We start from the raw sequence: 15,122 nt of genomic DNA, 5'->3' as shown, positions 1-15,122 counted from the left end.
TGTTAGAATAACGATCTGCTTATGCTCTAACAATAACAAAGGCGTTTCGCACACTCATGAATGAACCCAGGCTGATTGCACACTCCCTGCCCTCTTCCCACCTTTTGTGGGGAAATCTAAAGCCTTTCATGGCGGATATCCTGGGGTATCTCGAGAGCACAGCGAACTTCGGCCCGTTTATTCAGTTCAGGTTATTCAATACCCGCGTGTATCTGGTATCCGATCCCGAGCTGGTCAACACAGTGCTCACCAATAAATCACAATCATTTGTCCGCAATCGCAGTTTCGCCAAACGCCTGCGTCGCCTCTTCGGCCACGGGTTACTCACTTCTGAAGGTGATGAATGGAAACGGTTGCGTAAGCTTTCTGCACCCGCGTTTCAACCCAAATCCACCAACACCTATATTCCTATTATCAACGACGAAGTAAAAAAGCTTGCTAAAGACTGGGATGGATGTACCCAAGTTGATATAGCCCATGAAATGTCCAAGATTACCGCTCGCATCATTACACGCTGCATATTCGGTATGGAGCTTGAAGTCGATATGGCCGAGATGGAAGATACCATGGATCAGCTAATGAGCTCTTTAGGGCCCCGCTTGCGCTATCCGATCTACACGCCGGACTGGCTCCCGGTGGGGGGTAATGTTCTATATCGTAAGGCCGTTAAACGGGTGGATCGGTTTATATACAGCGGAATTCAGGCCAGGCTTGCAGATAATGGTGAACAACAACCCAGCCTGTTGGCGGATTTGATGGCTGCGTCTGGAAACGACGGAGACAGCCGTAAGTCTCATTTGCGAGATCAAATCGTTACCCTGTTTTTGGCAGGCCACGAAACCACCGCCAGCACGCTCACCTTTGCTTTTATATTGCTTTCCAAACACCCGCAACAATTCGCAAAACTGTGCGCAGAGGTACGATCTTGTAACCTGGATGCGTTCGATAACCTGAACGCCATACGTGAATCCCTGCCCGTGACTTACAACATCATTAGAGAGGTGATGCGTCTGTATCCGGCTGGTTATATCTTTGGTCGCACGGTGATTAATGATACTCAGCTGGGTGCTGAGACGTTGAAGAAGGGGTCACTGGTCATGGTCTCACCCTACGTGATCCATCGAAACCCCGATGTATTCCCTAACCCTGAGCAATTCGATCCTGATCGCTGGCTTAACCTGGACGTTTCGCGCTCCCAGTATTTACCGTTCTCCGCCGGGGCACGAACTTGTATCGGTGAGTATCTGGCAATGCTGGAAGCCTGTTTAATTCTAGCTGGCATCGTTGCCAGGTTCGACGTGACCTGTGGTACCGATCCCATCAGCATCATGCCCGCAATCACATTGCGGGCTACGAACAATACCAAAGCTACCATCGCTGTGGGTGAGTAATATTGTTGTTAACTGGAAGATCACTAAGCTGTAGATTCTATAGATGCAGCCATCGCTCAAAGGGAAATAAAGTTGTTAACAACTTATCTCGCTCAACACTGCGAAATATTTTGCCAAGCATTCTGAATGTTGCATTGCACCAGAAAGAGGACATTCGTTGTTGTGTTTTCGATGGCCCATAAGGGCGATAAGGAGATCTTGACTGTTAGACCTCTCTGCCTCATCCAATCGCGAAAAGTGGATATTCATCAACATCTGCACACGATGTTGGATAGCATGATGTAAATATTAAAAGGTTAAACCAGATCAGACTTTTACCCAAGTCAGCCCTTTTTCTTTTTCTGCCCTTTCTCATTCGCTTTCTTTTCAAGTCGTCTTTTGGTCAGGTCAATGGCGCTATTGCCAACTGCCACCCAGAAATTCGCGACATCTTCCACTAGGTCATCCAACGATACGTCCAGTTGCCCATCCAGCCAACTCACTATAATTTCGATGGTTCCACCGATGAGCAAGGCAGAACCCACCTTGGCGATCACATGGGGCTCATCTGCCTGATGATATTCAATACTAAACGCGGAAAGTGTCCTCGCAAATCTCCTGATGACATCCTGGCGATGCTGTAATGCGCGTGGATTGTCGCTCGCCATACTGAACAGCAATCGAGCCCGACGAGGATCATCTACCAACCATCCAATGCTGTGCTTAAGCGCATGACGGGCCAATGCCATCGTATCAAAACCTTGCTGCAATCCTGATTGAACAGCTGCCTGCCCTGCGGTAATCAGCTGTTCGGCCAAATCATCTATCAGCGCAGCACCCAGTTCATCTAGATCAGCAAAGCTCTCATAGAAATAACGCTTGTTAAGCCCAGCTTCCTGACAAAGCTGGTGAATGGACAAGCCTTTCCACCCGGATTCCGCAGCCATTTCGAAAGCTGTATCAAGAAGGGTCTGGCGACGGGAGCTGATACGCGATTCAGCGGATTCGCCAAGGAACGGACGTGTTGGTTGTGACATGAATGCGGCCTGCCTTGCTTTTGCTCCATCTTATAGAGAATTCGGTTGCCCATGGCAAGCCGCTATTGACTCCCTAGCTTAACTTACCATAACATTGGTACAGAGCAGTACCAAGTATGTGTTGTAAACATTTTGACTGGATTAATAGAGGGAGAACCCATATGCAAGCTACGTTGAAACAGGCATCCACTGTTCCTGCGCCAATATCAGAAGAGCAGCGCCTGAAGAATCTAAGGGTTCAAGCCCAGAGCAATCCTGATTTGGCGAAAGAAAATGCCTGGGAGCTGCTCAAAGAGCTCCAGCACGAATCGCAGTTCTATCGCTTGCCTTGGTTGTTTGCCCAGGGTAATGGTGACGCAGAAGCACCCGATGGTGACACTGAAGGCATGGTGATGAACCTGCACGGTTCGTTTCTGATGCGGACGATTAACAACGCCGTTTTTCTAGGGCAGCTTCTGTGGCGCATGGGTTGGACAGGCAAAACCTTCAATCAGAAAACCGGCACAGGCTACAACCGCATCACCGCTTCTGCTTATATCCCCGCCAAGCTTGCTATGCCTCACTACAAGCTGCAAAAGCAGGGTAATGAGTTACTTGGATTCGATTTCCATCATCGCATTGACACTTCACCGGTAGCACCCCACCTGAAAGTTCGCGCGATTACTTATGATGAACCGTCATTCAAGAACCCACTGATTCTTCCTAAGGTTCGGGACGAAATCGTGGAAATCGTGCCAGATGTATTTTTGGGACGGGTGGTGTACAAGGTGAAACACGGCTGGGATATTGTCGGTTACTTCGCCCTTCGTTATCCCTACGTTCGCTAAGAGGCTATCGTTTATGTCCATCAATTTGAATGGTGCTGTTGCCTGTGTCACAGGTGGCGGTAGAGGAATCGGTGAAGCAACGGTCAGAGCCCTGGTTGATCAAGGGGCTCGCGTGGTTGTCGGCGACATTGACGAGAAAGCTGCAGAGGCTGTAGCGGCATCACTCTCAGGTGTAAGAGCAGTAAAGTTGGATGTGGCCGACCCCGAGTCGTTCGAGAATTTTTTGAATGTGGCGCGCGAATTGGGGCCTGTAGATTTGCTGGTGAATAATGCCGGAATTATGCGTACCGGGAAGTTCGTCGACATCGATTTAGCAGCGTTGCACCGGGAAATGGCAATCAATACAGGCGGTGTGATCAATGGTATGCGTCTGGTTCTTCCGGACATGCTGCAACGAAGCCATGGGCATATCGTAAATGTGTCCTCCATGGCGGGAAAAATGACCTGCGCCGGGGCTTCCGTTTACACGGCAAGTAAATTTGCGGTGGCCGGTCTATCGCGCTCGGTGCGTGCCGAAATAGTGGGTTCGGGTGTGTCCATTACGACCATTATGCCTTCGGCAGTGGATACCGATCTGACAGCCGGGATGAATATTCGTGGAATTCCCAAGGCTAAGCCATCTGAAATCGCTGCCGAGGTTATTGCTTCATGCAAGCATGGTCAGCCAGAGGTTACCATGCCGAAATGGTTATATCCGGTTGGTACTATTGAACAGGCCTTGCCTGAACGCGTTGGCAATTGGATTAAGAGAATTGCAGGTGCACAAGAGCGAATAGCACCAGATAACGAAAAGACCCGAGAATATCAGGCGCGCGTTTCTCGATCCTAATCAGTGCCAAAGAGATAATTAAGTAATGAAACAAACCGTATTGATTACCGGCTGTTCCAGTGGCATCGGTCGTGAAACCGCTCTTCGATTTCAGCGTGAGGGTTGGAACGTTATCGCGACCATGCGCACGCCCGACAATGAACAGGAATTGGTTGGCCTGGCTAATGTCATTTGTCCAACTCTCGATGTAACGCAGGAAGCGACGATCAGGGAAGCCATTGCAGAGGGTTTAGCGGAATTCGGGCAAATCGATGTGGTTGTCAATAATGCCGGCTACGGTCTGATAGGTCCATTTGAGACCTTTAGCACCGATCAGATTAACCGGCAATTTCAGACCAACGTACTGGGCCTGATGTCTGTTACCCAGGAAATACTACCGCATTTTCGCAAGCAACGTTCCGGTCTTCTGATTAATGTAGCCAGCTTTGCAGGCCGCTCCATTTTTCCACTTTACAGTGTCTATCATGCCAGCAAATGGGCGGTAGAAGGCTTTTGTGATTCGCTGCAATACGAGGTTTCTTCATATGGTATACAGGTCAAGATTATTGAGCCTGGGTTGGTAAAAACCGAATTCTGGGGGCGCTCTACAGACCGCAAGAATTGTACCGGTGTCAACGACTATGACGAGAAATCACGTCCGGTGCTGGATCTAATTGATGACGCTGCGGGCTTATTCGCAACCAAACCTAGCGATGTTGCCGAAACAATCTGGAACGCAGTCAATGATGGCAGCAATAGACTTCGCTACATCGTTGGCGTTGATGCCCACGCGACGTTGCTGGCAAGAAAAGTACTCCCCGACGGACTTTATCGCGGCGTTATGAAAGCGGTTTTCTCCCGCTCATCTGTATCTATGCTTCAGAAGGTCTCAGTGAAAATTCAGAACGCCATGAATTAGCTTTTGAGTATGTGCCAACCGGAAAGTAGGCCCATTCAGCTTGATGTGCTCGATTAGCCAGTCAATCACGGACGTCCGCTATAGCCCGATTGCTACAGATCGTTCAGCAATGCCCCTTTGGCAATTGCTCATATTGTGATCTATCTCGGATTTTGGAGTTAACAACTCTATTACTTTGTTAACTCCTTTTCTACTCACCTACAACCGCTAGCAGTTAGCGTTATCCAGTTATTCTACCGTTACGCTTTTGGCTAAATTGCGCGGCTGATCCACATCGGTGCCTTTAATGATTGCCACGTGGTAACTCAAAAGCTGCAGCGGTATGGTGTACACAATAGGAGCGAGTTCTGCTGCCACCTTAGGGACATCCAACACGTGAACATCGTCCTGAGGCTCCATCGCTGCATCTGAATCCTGAAATACGAACAGCTCACCGCCTCGGGCACGCACTTCCTGTAGATTAGACTTTAACTTTTCCAGTAAGGTGTCCGATGGTGCCACGGTTACCACCGGCATATCAGCATCCACCAATGCCAGCGGGCCGTGCTTCAGCTCTCCGGCAGGATAAGCCTCGGCGTGGATATAGGATATTTCTTTTAGCTTTAACGCACCTTCCAGCGCGATCGGATACTGCACACCACGGCCGAGGAATAAAGCGTGGTGCTTCTCTGCAAATTTCTCAGCCATCACTTCAATAGGCTTGTTCAAACGTAGTGCTGACTGAATGACATCCGGTAGCTGCTGAAGCCCTTCCAGCAGGCGACGTTCTTCTTTCGCATCTATGTCGTGAAACTTGCCAATGGCGATGGTCATCAAATACAAGGCAACCAGCTGTGTGGTAAAAGCCTTCGTTGAAGCCACACCGATTTCCGGGCCAGCTTTGGTGAGGAACGACATGGCCGATTCCCGTACCAATGAGCTGGTTGCAACATTACAAATGGCAAGGCTTGATAAGTATCCCTTGGCATCACGCAGCGCGGCTAACGTGTCTGCCGTTTCACCGGACTGAGAAATAGTCACAAACAAAGTATTGGGGCGCACTACCGTTCTGCGGTAACGGAACTCGCTGGCCACTTCTACATTACACTGAACTCCGGCCAGACCCTCAAGCCAATATTTTGCAACCAGCCCTGCATGATACGAAGTCCCACATGCAATAATCTGAACACTTTCAATGTTCGGAAACAGTTTTTCCGCATCAGTGCCAAACAGTGCCGGATCGATTCCTTCTGGAGTCACCCGTCCGTCCAGCGTATTGCGTACAGCGGTAGGCTGCTCGAATATTTCCTTCAGCATGTAGTGCCGGTATTCACCTTTGTCCGCTGTGCTATCAGAGCCGGTGAATTGTTTTACCGTGCGTTCTACCGTATTGCCTTCACGATTCTCAATAACGAAGCTATCTTTTCTGACTTCGGCGATATCGCCTTCTTCTAAAAAGATAAACCGGGTGGTAACGGGCAGCAGCGCTAACTGGTCTGAAGCGATGAAGTTCTCCCCCAAACCCACACCCAACACCAACGGGCTGCCTTCGCGGGCGGCAATCAGCAGTTCCGGTTGTTCTTTGCAGATAACACCCAGAGCATAAGCGCCACGTAATTTACGGGTGGTTTTTTTTACTGCTTCCAATAATGTCGCACTGGTTTTCAGATTTTGATGTACCAAATGCGCAACTACTTCGGTATCGGTTTCCGAGGTGAATACGTAACCGTCTTTCTGTAGGGATGCACGTAGTTCTTCGTGATTTTCTATGATGCCGTTGTGAACCACAACGATGTTATCGGAAGACATGTGTGGATGCGCATTACTTTCTGATGGCACCCCGTGGGTGGCCCAGCGAGTATGAGCGATACCTATGGTACCTGCACCCTGACTCTCTGCAACGGCGGCTTCAAGTTCCTTCACTTTGCCAACACGCCGAATCCGTTCAATGTCAGATCCTGGATTAAATCTGGCGATACCGGCGGAATCATAACCCCGATATTCTAAGCGACGCAGACCCTCCAGCAGTATGGGCGTTACATCACGAGTTGAAATGACACCTACAATTCCACACATAACTTTTTCCTTACTGCTTATTTGGGCTTTTTCTCAGGACGCTTCCAACCGTCGATGCTGACCTGCTTAGCGCGGGTTACGGTTAATGTCTGTTCTTTTGCATCTTTACTGATGGTTGAACCGGCCCCGATGGTTGCACCTTTCCCAATTTCAACCGGTGCCACCAGTGAGCTGTTAGAGCCAATGAATGCGCCGTCCCCGATTTTGGTTTTATGCTTGTTAGCACCATCGTAATTACAGGTAATGGTGCCTGCGCCAATATTAACATCGGTTCCGATTTCACTGTCACCCAAATAGGTTAAGTGATTGGCTTTTGAGCCTGCACCCATCTTTATGTTTTTCGTTTCTACAAAGTTACCGATTTTCGCACCGTTGGCCAACTCGGTGCCGGGTCGCAGGCGGGCAAACGGACCCACATCACAATGCTCACCCAGTATCGCGTTTTCCAACACACTGTTGGCTTTGATAATGGTGTTATCACCGATAACCGAGTTTTCGATGACACAGTTTGGGCCAATCTTTACATTATTTCCCAGTGTATTGTTGCCTTCGAAAACTGCATTAATGTCTATAAAGCAGTCCTGACCGATGTTAACTTCACCACGGATATCAACTCGGGCAGGATCTGCCAGTGTCGCGCCCTGCACTAATAAGCGCTCAGCCAGGTGTTTTTGCAACATGCGCTCCAATCGTGCCAGTTGCTTTTTATCGTTCACCCCTTCGACTTCGATTGGGTCTTTAACACGACAACCAATAACCGGCACGTCATGATCATTGGAAATACGCACAAGATCGGTTAAGTAATATTCACCCTGCGCATTTTTATTTTCTATGGTGGGCAACCACTGCTGTAAGTCTATGGAGTCCGCCATCATTATGCCGGTATTCACTTCTTCGATTTTTCGAATTTCCTTACCGGCGTCCTTCTCTTCAACAATTTCTCTCACCACACCAGCATGGTCCCGCACAATACGGCCATACCCGGTAGGGTCGTTCAACTTGACTGTCAGCACTCCGCATTCGCCTGGCTGAACTTCGTTCAGAAAGCGGCTCAGGGTTGATTCTGATATCAGGGGTACATCACCATATAGAATCAGCGTCCGCGTGTTGGTTTCCAACAGAGTCATTGCTTGCTTGACCGCATGCCCAGTGCCCAGTTGTTCAGCCTGCTCAACCCATTCTATAGGCGCATCGGGAAAGTAACGGCTGATCTCGGATTTCACGCTGTCGCCGCCGTGACCATACACTACGATCACTTTATGGGCCTCCAGCTTAAAGCTGGTCTCGAGCACATGAGCAAGCATGGGCTTTTTAGCCAAAGGTTGCAGCACTTTAGGTAAGCGCGACTTCATGCGCGTGCCTTTGCCTGCAGCAAGGATGACAACGTTTAGATCCATCGAAACAATTCCATATCGGGTTTAAACGAAAAAAGGGTAGCTAGCGCTACCCTTTTTATCATGCTTTGTTGCGCGTTTCACGACAACCGGTGCTTATTTGCCCATTTTCTTCTTCAGGGCCTGTATCGTACGCAGTTGCGCTGCCGCTTCCGCCAACATCGCTGCCGCAGCAGAGTAGTTGATTTCGGAAGACTGGTTCGCCAACGCTCGACGGGCATCTTCAATAGCCTGTTGGGCTGCTGCTTCATCCACGTCATCAGCGCGCTGGGCGGTATCTGCCAGAATGGTAACCACTTTGGGCTGCACTTCCAGCATACCACCAGACACGTAGTACACTTCTTCTTCACCGTTTTGCTTGATGACACGAATCGGGCCAGGGCTCAATTGTGTCAACAAGGGAGCGTGACCCGGAGCAATACCCAGGTCACCCAGTGTGCCGTGAGCGACAACCATTTCCACCAAACCAGAGAATATGGATTTCTCGGCAGAAACGATATCACAGTGTACGGTTATCGCCATGGTGATTACTCCCTAGCTTAATTAAGCTTTAGCGCCTTTCTCGATAGCTTCTTCGATGGAACCAACCATGTAGAAAGCCTGCTCAGGCAGATGGTCAAGCTCACCGTCAAGAATCATCTTGAAGCCACGGATTGTATCCTTCAAGGATACGTATTTACCGGGCGAACCAGTGAATACTTCCGCAACGTGGAAAGGCTGTGACAGGAATCGTTCGATCTTACGAGCGCGCGATACCACCAGTTTGTCATCTTCAGACAACTCATCCATACCCAGGATGGCGATGATGTCTTTCAGTTCTTTGTAACGCTGCAGGTTAGTCTGCACGCCACGGGCAACTTCATAGTGCTCGGTGCCGATTACCAGAGGATCCAGCTGACGGGAGGTGGAGTCCAGTGGATCTACCGCAGGGTAGATACCCTTGGCGGCGATATCACGGCTCAGTACTACCGTTGAGTCAAGGTGCGAGAACGTGGTGGCTGGCGATGGATCAGTCAAGTCATCCGCAGGTACGTATACGGCCTGGATAGACGTGATAGAACCTGTCTTGGTAGAAGTGATACGTTCTTGCAGAACACCCATCTCTTCTGCCAGAGTTGGCTGGTAACCTACCGCTGAAGGCATACGACCCAACAGTGCAGATACTTCGGTTCCGGCCAGTGTGTAACGGTAGATGTTGTCTACGAACAACAGAACGTCACGACCGTCATCACGGAATTTTTCAGCCATGGTCAAACCAGTCAGTGCAACACGCAGACGGTTACCAGGTGGCTCGTTCATCTGACCGTAAACCATCGCTACTTTCGACTTGTCGAACTGCTCAACGTTTACAACGCCTGCTTCCTGCATTTCGTGGTAGAAGTCGTTACCCTCACGAGTACGCTCACCAACACCAGCGAATACGGACAGACCGCTGTGCTCGGTTGCGATGTTGTTGATCAGCTCCATCATGTTTACGGTTTTACCAACACCCGCACCACCGAACAGACCAACTTTACCACCTTTGGCGAATGGGCAGATCAGGTCGATAACTTTGATACCGGTTTCCAACAGATCCGTTGAGTTGGATTGTTCTGCATAAGTAGGCGGCTTACGGTGAATAGATGCACGCTGCTGTTCGCCGATAGGTCCGCATTCGTCGATGGGGTTACCCAGAACGTCCATAATACGGCCCAGGGTTTCGATACCAACTGGTACGTTGATCGGTGCGCCAGTGCTGTTAACACCTAAGCCACGTTTCAAACCTTCAGTGGAACCCATGGCGATGGTACGAACGATACCGTCACCCAACTGTTGCTGAACTTCAAGAACGGTCGGAGCGTTCTCCACGTTCAGTGCGTCGTACACGTTTGGTACAGAATCGCGCGGGAATTCTACGTCTATTACCGCGCCGATGATTTGTACGATACGTCCGCTACTCATGTTTGTATCCTCTTGAATCGTAACTGTTAAAATCTGTTGGTAAGAAACCTGATCGTTATACCGCTGCCGCGCCACCGCAGATTTCTGAAATCTCTTGGGTGATCGCTGCCTGACGCGCTTTGTTGTAAACCAACTGCAGATCGTTAATCAGGTTGCCCGCGTTATCGGTAGCAGACTTCATGGCGACCATTCGCGCTGCCTGTTCACAGGCGTTGTTTTCAACCACACCCTGATATACCTGGGATTCTACGAAGCGCACCAAAAGATAATCCAAAATCTCTTTGGCTTCAGGCTCGTATATGTAATCCCAATGGTGTTGGTAGTCGCCATCTTTCGATGCTTCCAAAGGCAGCAACTGTAAAGATGAAGGCACTTGGGTCATGGTATTTACGAAGTCGTTGTACATCAGATACAGGCGATCGATCTTGCCGGATTCAAATGCGTCCAACATCACTTTTACAGCGCCGATCAAGTCTTCGATTGAAGGCTGATCACCCAACCCGGTGCGAGTCGCTACCACGTTGCCACCCACCGATCGGAAAAAGCTGACTGCTTTGGTTCCAATCAGTGCCATATCCACTTCACAGCCTTTTTGCTTCCACTCTTTGGTAAGAGCGATGGTTTTTTTGAACAGGTTAATGTTCAAGCCACCACAAAGGCCACGATCGGAAGACACAACGATGACACCCACGCGCTTTACTTCGCGCTCGGTCATATAAGTGTGTTTATATTCCGGGTTGGAATTGGCTAGGTGACGTACGACCTGGCGAATTTTCTCCGCGTAGGGTTTGGACGCCGCCATACGTTCCTGCGCTTTACGCATCTTACTGGCCGCAACGAGTTCCATTGCGGAGGTAATTTTCTGCGTGTTTTTAACGCTGGCTATTTTGCCACGTATCTCTTTTGCGCCTGACATAGGTCTACCGTATTCAGGTTACGGGGCAAGTTATCTTGCCCCGGTTAATGATTACCAAGTCTGAGTGGACTTGAACTTCTCAACGAGTGCTTTGTACTCGCTTTCGATGTCGCTGTTCCAATCGCCCTTCTCATTGACTTTAGCAATCAATGCGGAGGCTTCAGAATTTGCGTAAGACAGCAGTGCTGCTTCGAAATCCAGAATCTTGGGTACTTCAATATCTTCCAGATAGCCTTCGTTGGCTACAAACAGAATCAGACCCATCTCAGCAACGGACAGAGGCGCGTATTGCTTCTGTTTCATCAGCTCGGTAACACGAGTACCGTGTTCCAACTGCTTACGTGTCGCTTCATCAAGGTCAGAAGCAAACTGAGCAAATGCTGCCAGTTCGCGATACTGAGCCAGTGCCAGACGAATACCACCACCCAGCTTTTTGATGATTTTGGTCTGTGCTGCACCACCTACACGAGAAACCGAGATACCTGCGTTCATCGCCGGACGAATACCGGAGTTGAACAGGTTGGTTTCAACGAAGATCTGACCATCGGTGATGGAGATTACGTTGGTCGGTACGAATGCGGATACGTCGCCAGCCTGAGTTTCGATGATGGGCAGAGCCGTCAACGAACCAGTTTGACCTTTCACTTCACCGTTGGTGAACTTTTCTACATAGTCAGCGCTAACGCGAGCAGAACGTTCCAGCAGGCGGGAGTGCAGATAGAATACGTCACCAGGATAAGCTTCACGACCCGGAGGACGACGCAGCAGCAAGGAGATCTGACGATAAGCCCAAGCTTGTTTGGTCAAATCATCATATACGATCAGTGCGTCTTCGCCGCGATCACGGAAATATTCGCCCATGGTGCAACCGGTAAAGGCTGCCAAGAACAGCATGGCTGCAGGATCGGCGGCTGCCGCTGCTACCACGATGGTGTTTTCCATGGCGCCGTGCTCTTCCAGCTTACGTACTACGTTAGCAATAGAAGACTGCTTCTGACCGATGGCCACGTACACACATTTAATACCAGAATCTTTCTGGTTGATGATGGTGTCGATGGCGATGGCCGTTTTACCGATCTGACGGTCACCGATGATCAGCTCACGCTGACCACGACCTACAGGTGTCATGGAGTCAATCGACTTCAAACCAGTCTGAACTGGCTGATCTACCGATTTACGTGCGATTACACCTGGTGCAACCTTTTCCACAACATCAGTTTCGGTAGTGCCCAGAGGACCTTTACCGTCAATTGGATTACCCAGAGCGTCAACAACGCGGCCCAGCAGTTCGCGCCCTACAGGCACTTCCAATACTTTACCGGTACATTTTGCTTTCTGGCCTTCAGCCAGACCCAGGTAATCACCTAGTACTACTGCACCTACGGAATCCTGCTCCAGGTTAAGAGCCATACCGAAAATGCCATTTTCAAATTCAACCATCTCACCGTACATTACGTCGGCCAGACCATGAATACGCACGATACCGTCAGATACACTAACGATAGTACCTTCGGTGCGCGCTTCGGATGTTGTATCCAGATTCGCGATGCGCTGTTTGATCAGCTCGCTTATTTCTGAAGGGTTGAGTTGCTGCATGCTTATGTCCTCAAACTCAAGAATTCAATTTTTCGGCCAGTTTAGCGAGCTTACCGCGCACAGAACCGTCAATCACTAAATCGCCGGCTCTGATGATGACGCCACCCACCAGAGATTTATCCTCTGCGGTAGTGACGTTGACTTCGCGGCCCAGTTTCTGCTTCAGGGAAGCGGCAAGTTTGCTTGCCTGCTCGTCGGACAAAGCGAATGCGGATGTAATTTCTACATCGACGCTTTGTTCTTTCTGTGACTTCAGTGTTTCATACAGCGCAGCGATTTCCGGCAATGCCGCTAATCGTTTGTTCTGCGCCAGCAAGGACACGAAGTTTTGACCCTGTTCATTCAGCTTATCCTTGCACAGTGCACCAAAGGCTTCTGCTTTTTGTGCAGAAGTGATCTTGGGGTTGTGCAAGTAACCGGACACTGCCTCGTCTGCTGAAACAGCCGCTGCAAAGGCTAGCATATCGGACCATTCAGCAAGTGCGCCGTTTTCGTCGGCGAACTGAAAAGCCGCTTTCGCGTAAGGCCGGGCAACTGTGATTAGTTCTGCCATAATCCGATACCGTTACAGTTCTGATGCAAGTTGCTCAAGCATTGCGTTGTGAGCGCCTTGATCTACTGCTGTGCCAAGAATTTTTTCCGCACCGGCGATAGACAGAACCGCAACCTGGCCACGCAATGATTCTTTAGCGCGGTTCAATTCCTGTTCTACTTCGGCCTGTGCAGCCGCTTTCAGACGCTCGCCTTCGGCGCGGGCCTGATCTTTTGCTTCTTCAACCAACTGGTTGGCACGCTTGTTAGCCTGCTCAATCAGCGCAGCAGCTTGCTGCTTGGCTTCGCGCAAGGTATCTGCGGCTTTCTCTTTAGCCAATTCAAGATCTTGCTCTGCCTGGTCTGCCGCCTGTAAACCGTGTGCTATTTTCTCTGAACGTTCCCGCATGGCGTTGATCAACGGTGGCCATACGAACTTCATACAGAAAAAAACGAATACGGCAAAGGCGATAGATTGTCCTAGGATGGTGGCGTTAATATCCATACCAAACCCTCTCGCTCGTTAAAGTAAATGTTTGACGCTACTTTCTACGAAGCGGTGGACTTAGGCCAATACGAAGATCATGTACATGCCGATACCAACACCGATCATTGGAACCGCGTCCAACAGACCCGCCATCAGGAACATTTTACCTTGCAGCATGGGAGCCATTTCTGGTTGACGAGCAGTACCTTCCAACAGACGGCCGCCCAGCAGACCGAAGCCAATCGCAGTACCCAACGCGCCCAGACCGATTACCAAACCAGCGGCGATCAATACAAGTGCAGATGCAGTTTCCATGTTATCTCCTGGTGTTACTTTTTAAAGTTAAGGTTAAGTGTAAAAGTTAAAACAAATTCTTAATGATCTTCGTGCGCAGTGCTCAAGTACACAATGGTGAGCACCATGAACAGGAAGGCCTGCAAGGTGATTACCAGTATGTGGAAGATCGCCCAGCCCAGTTGCAGTACGCCACCGAACGCAGCCATGATCAAGCCAGCATTGAACATCAGAGCAATAAGAATGAAGATCATTTCACCTGCATACATGTTTCCGAACAATCGCAGGCCCAGAGAGATGGGCTTGGCCAGCAGGTTTACGGTTTCCAAGAACAGGTTAATCGGGATCAGTATGATTTTCACAAACATATTGCTGCTGCTGAAAGGGTGCAGGGTTAATTCACCTGCAAAGCCGCCAATGCCTTTCACTTTGATGCTATAGAAAATAATCAGGAAGAATACCGAGAACGACATGCCCAAGGTGATGTTGGGGTCGGTAGACGGTACGATCTTCATATAATGAACACCGAACAGATTGAACAGGGCTGGCAGCCAATCGACTGGCACCAAGTCCATCAAGTTCATGAGAAATACCCAACAGAAAATAGTAAGACCCATCGGCGCAATCATGGCGTTACGACCGTGGAAGTTCTCTTTCACCTGGGTATCAACGAAATCCACCAGGATTTCGATAAAATTTTGGAATCCGGTAGGTACGTCAGTGGTCGCACGCTTAGCGGCCATTCCAAAAAGTGCCAGGAACAGTACACCCAAGCCGATAGACCAGCCCAGCGAGTCTACGTGAAATTTCCAGAAGCCCATTTCCGCCGCTTCCGCTGCACTGTGGGCGATACCCCAGCTACCGTCAGGGTGTTGACCATATACCAAGTTGGTCAAATGGTGCTTGATGTATTCTGAAGAATCTCCGCCTGCCATAGTATCCCAATA

General features: G+C 49.7%; 15 protein-coding genes. 4 read left to right on the top strand and 11 right to left on the bottom strand.

The features are described 5' to 3' along the window. Positions 1–56: 56 nt before the first annotated feature. Positions 57–1,391 carry a cytochrome P450 gene (locus Kalk_RS11960; protein WP_101894472.1) on the top strand — a complete coding sequence of 445 codons (1,335 nt, stop codon included), beginning with the start codon at positions 57–59 and terminating at the stop codon, positions 1,389–1,391. 323 nt (positions 1,392–1,714) lie between these two features. Here the strand turns inward: Kalk_RS11960 and Kalk_RS11955 are convergent, their stop codons facing one another. Then, on the bottom strand, positions 1,715–2,407 hold the full coding sequence (locus Kalk_RS11955) for a TetR/AcrR family transcriptional regulator (protein ID WP_101894471.1): 693 nt from the start codon (positions 2,405–2,407) through the stop codon (positions 1,715–1,717). A 161-nt stretch (positions 2,408–2,568) separates the two neighbouring features. Here Kalk_RS11955 and Kalk_RS11950 point away from each other — a divergent pair, with 161 nt between their 5' ends. Genes Kalk_RS11950 through Kalk_RS11940 form a run of 3 tightly spaced genes read left to right on the top strand, consistent with a single transcriptional unit; the run spans position 2,569 to position 4,961 of the window. Then, positions 2,569–3,234, top strand: a complete 666-nt coding sequence (locus Kalk_RS11950) for a hypothetical protein (RefSeq protein WP_101894470.1) — start codon at positions 2,569–2,571, stop codon at positions 3,232–3,234. A gap of 13 nt (positions 3,235–3,247) precedes the next feature. Continuing rightward, positions 3,248–4,063, top strand: coding sequence for an SDR family oxidoreductase (locus tag Kalk_RS11945; RefSeq protein WP_101894469.1), 816 nt, complete (start codon positions 3,248–3,250; stop codon positions 4,061–4,063). A gap of 25 nt (positions 4,064–4,088) precedes the next feature. Further along, positions 4,089–4,961 (top strand): SDR family oxidoreductase, encoded by an 873-nt coding sequence (locus tag Kalk_RS11940; RefSeq protein ID WP_101894468.1) that lies wholly within the window; start codon positions 4,089–4,091, stop codon positions 4,959–4,961. A gap of 228 nt (positions 4,962–5,189) precedes the next feature. On the opposite strand, the gene glmS is transcribed toward Kalk_RS11940, so the two are convergent. The 10 genes from glmS to atpB all read right to left on the bottom strand — a co-directional run bounded on the left by glmS (position 5,190) and on the right by atpB (position 15,110). Then, positions 5,190–7,016, bottom strand: a complete 1,827-nt coding sequence (gene glmS, locus Kalk_RS11935) for a glutamine--fructose-6-phosphate transaminase (isomerizing) (protein ID WP_101894467.1) — start codon at positions 7,014–7,016, stop codon at positions 5,190–5,192. 17 nt (positions 7,017–7,033) lie between these two features. Continuing rightward, positions 7,034–8,413 (bottom strand): bifunctional UDP-N-acetylglucosamine diphosphorylase/glucosamine-1-phosphate N-acetyltransferase GlmU, encoded by a 1,380-nt coding sequence (gene glmU / locus Kalk_RS11930; protein ID WP_101894466.1) that lies wholly within the window; start codon positions 8,411–8,413, stop codon positions 7,034–7,036. 93 nt (positions 8,414–8,506) lie between these two features. Continuing rightward, the gene (locus Kalk_RS11925) at positions 8,507–8,932 is read right to left on the bottom strand and encodes a F0F1 ATP synthase subunit epsilon (protein WP_101894465.1); all 426 of its coding nucleotides are present in this window, start codon (positions 8,930–8,932) and stop codon (positions 8,507–8,509) included. Positions 8,933–8,953: 21 nt separating this feature from the next. Next, positions 8,954–10,351 (bottom strand): F0F1 ATP synthase subunit beta, encoded by a 1,398-nt coding sequence (atpD, locus tag Kalk_RS11920; RefSeq protein ID WP_101894464.1) that lies wholly within the window; start codon positions 10,349–10,351, stop codon positions 8,954–8,956. A gap of 55 nt (positions 10,352–10,406) precedes the next feature. Next, positions 10,407–11,267: a F0F1 ATP synthase subunit gamma gene (atpG, locus tag Kalk_RS11915; RefSeq protein ID WP_101894463.1), complete on the bottom strand. Its 861-nt coding sequence runs from the start codon at positions 11,265–11,267 to the stop codon at positions 10,407–10,409. Between the two features lie 51 nt (positions 11,268–11,318). Then, positions 11,319–12,863 carry a F0F1 ATP synthase subunit alpha gene (gene atpA, locus Kalk_RS11910; protein ID WP_101894462.1) on the bottom strand — a complete coding sequence of 515 codons (1,545 nt, stop codon included), beginning with the start codon at positions 12,861–12,863 and terminating at the stop codon, positions 11,319–11,321. A gap of 16 nt (positions 12,864–12,879) precedes the next feature. Then, positions 12,880–13,416 (bottom strand): F0F1 ATP synthase subunit delta, encoded by a 537-nt coding sequence (locus tag Kalk_RS11905; RefSeq protein WP_101894461.1) that lies wholly within the window; start codon positions 13,414–13,416, stop codon positions 12,880–12,882. A 12-nt stretch (positions 13,417–13,428) separates the two neighbouring features. After that, entirely contained in the window at positions 13,429–13,899 is a 471-nt protein-coding gene (locus Kalk_RS11900; protein ID WP_101894460.1) for a F0F1 ATP synthase subunit B, read from the bottom strand. Positions 13,900–13,959: 60 nt separating this feature from the next. After that, complete coding sequence (gene atpE / locus Kalk_RS11895) at positions 13,960–14,196, bottom strand: F0F1 ATP synthase subunit C (protein ID WP_101894459.1); 237 nt, start codon at positions 14,194–14,196, stop codon at positions 13,960–13,962. 59 nt (positions 14,197–14,255) lie between these two features. After that, on the bottom strand, positions 14,256–15,110 hold the full coding sequence (gene atpB / locus Kalk_RS11890; RefSeq protein WP_101894458.1) for a F0F1 ATP synthase subunit A: 855 nt from the start codon (positions 15,108–15,110) through the stop codon (positions 14,256–14,258). Positions 15,111–15,122 lie beyond the last annotated feature (12 nt).

The organism is Ketobacter alkanivorans, from assembly GCF_002863865.1.
GTDB lineage: Bacteria > Pseudomonadota > Gammaproteobacteria > Pseudomonadales > Ketobacteraceae > Ketobacter > Ketobacter alkanivorans.
This window is presented reverse-complemented; position numbering and strand designations above follow the sequence as displayed.

What these genes read in the sequence shown, in the direction of transcription:
- Kalk_RS11925 (WP_101894465.1), bottom strand. Translation starts at nt 8,932, where the DNA reads ATGGCGATAACCGTACACTGTGATATCGTTTCTGCCGAGAAATCCATA.
- atpB (WP_101894458.1), bottom strand. Translation starts at nt 15,110, where the DNA reads ATGGCAGGCGGAGATTCTTCAGAATACATCAAGCACCATTTGACCAAC.
- Kalk_RS11900 (WP_101894460.1), bottom strand. Translation starts at nt 13,899, where the DNA reads ATGGATATTAACGCCACCATCCTAGGACAATCTATCGCCTTTGCCGTA.
- Kalk_RS11945 (WP_101894469.1), top strand. Translation starts at nt 3,248, where the DNA reads ATGTCCATCAATTTGAATGGTGCTGTTGCCTGTGTCACAGGTGGCGGT.
- Kalk_RS11905 (WP_101894461.1), bottom strand. Translation starts at nt 13,416, where the DNA reads ATGGCAGAACTAATCACAGTTGCCCGGCCTTACGCGAAAGCGGCTTTT.
- atpG (WP_101894463.1), bottom strand. Translation starts at nt 11,267, where the DNA reads ATGTCAGGCGCAAAAGAGATACGTGGCAAAATAGCCAGCGTTAAAAAC.
- Kalk_RS11950 (WP_101894470.1), top strand. Translation starts at nt 2,569, where the DNA reads ATGCAAGCTACGTTGAAACAGGCATCCACTGTTCCTGCGCCAATATCA.
- glmS (WP_101894467.1), bottom strand. Translation starts at nt 7,016, where the DNA reads ATGTGTGGAATTGTAGGTGTCATTTCAACTCGTGATGTAACGCCCATA.
- atpE (WP_101894459.1), bottom strand. Translation starts at nt 14,196, where the DNA reads ATGGAAACTGCATCTGCACTTGTATTGATCGCCGCTGGTTTGGTAATC.
- Kalk_RS11940 (WP_101894468.1), top strand. Translation starts at nt 4,089, where the DNA reads ATGAAACAAACCGTATTGATTACCGGCTGTTCCAGTGGCATCGGTCGT.
- glmU (WP_101894466.1), bottom strand. Translation starts at nt 8,413, where the DNA reads ATGGATCTAAACGTTGTCATCCTTGCTGCAGGCAAAGGCACGCGCATG.
- Kalk_RS11955 (WP_101894471.1), bottom strand. Translation starts at nt 2,407, where the DNA reads ATGTCACAACCAACACGTCCGTTCCTTGGCGAATCCGCTGAATCGCGT.
- Kalk_RS11960 (WP_101894472.1), top strand. Translation starts at nt 57, where the DNA reads ATGAATGAACCCAGGCTGATTGCACACTCCCTGCCCTCTTCCCACCTT.
- atpD (WP_101894464.1), bottom strand. Translation starts at nt 10,351, where the DNA reads ATGAGTAGCGGACGTATCGTACAAATCATCGGCGCGGTAATAGACGTA.
- atpA (WP_101894462.1), bottom strand. Translation starts at nt 12,863, where the DNA reads ATGCAGCAACTCAACCCTTCAGAAATAAGCGAGCTGATCAAACAGCGC.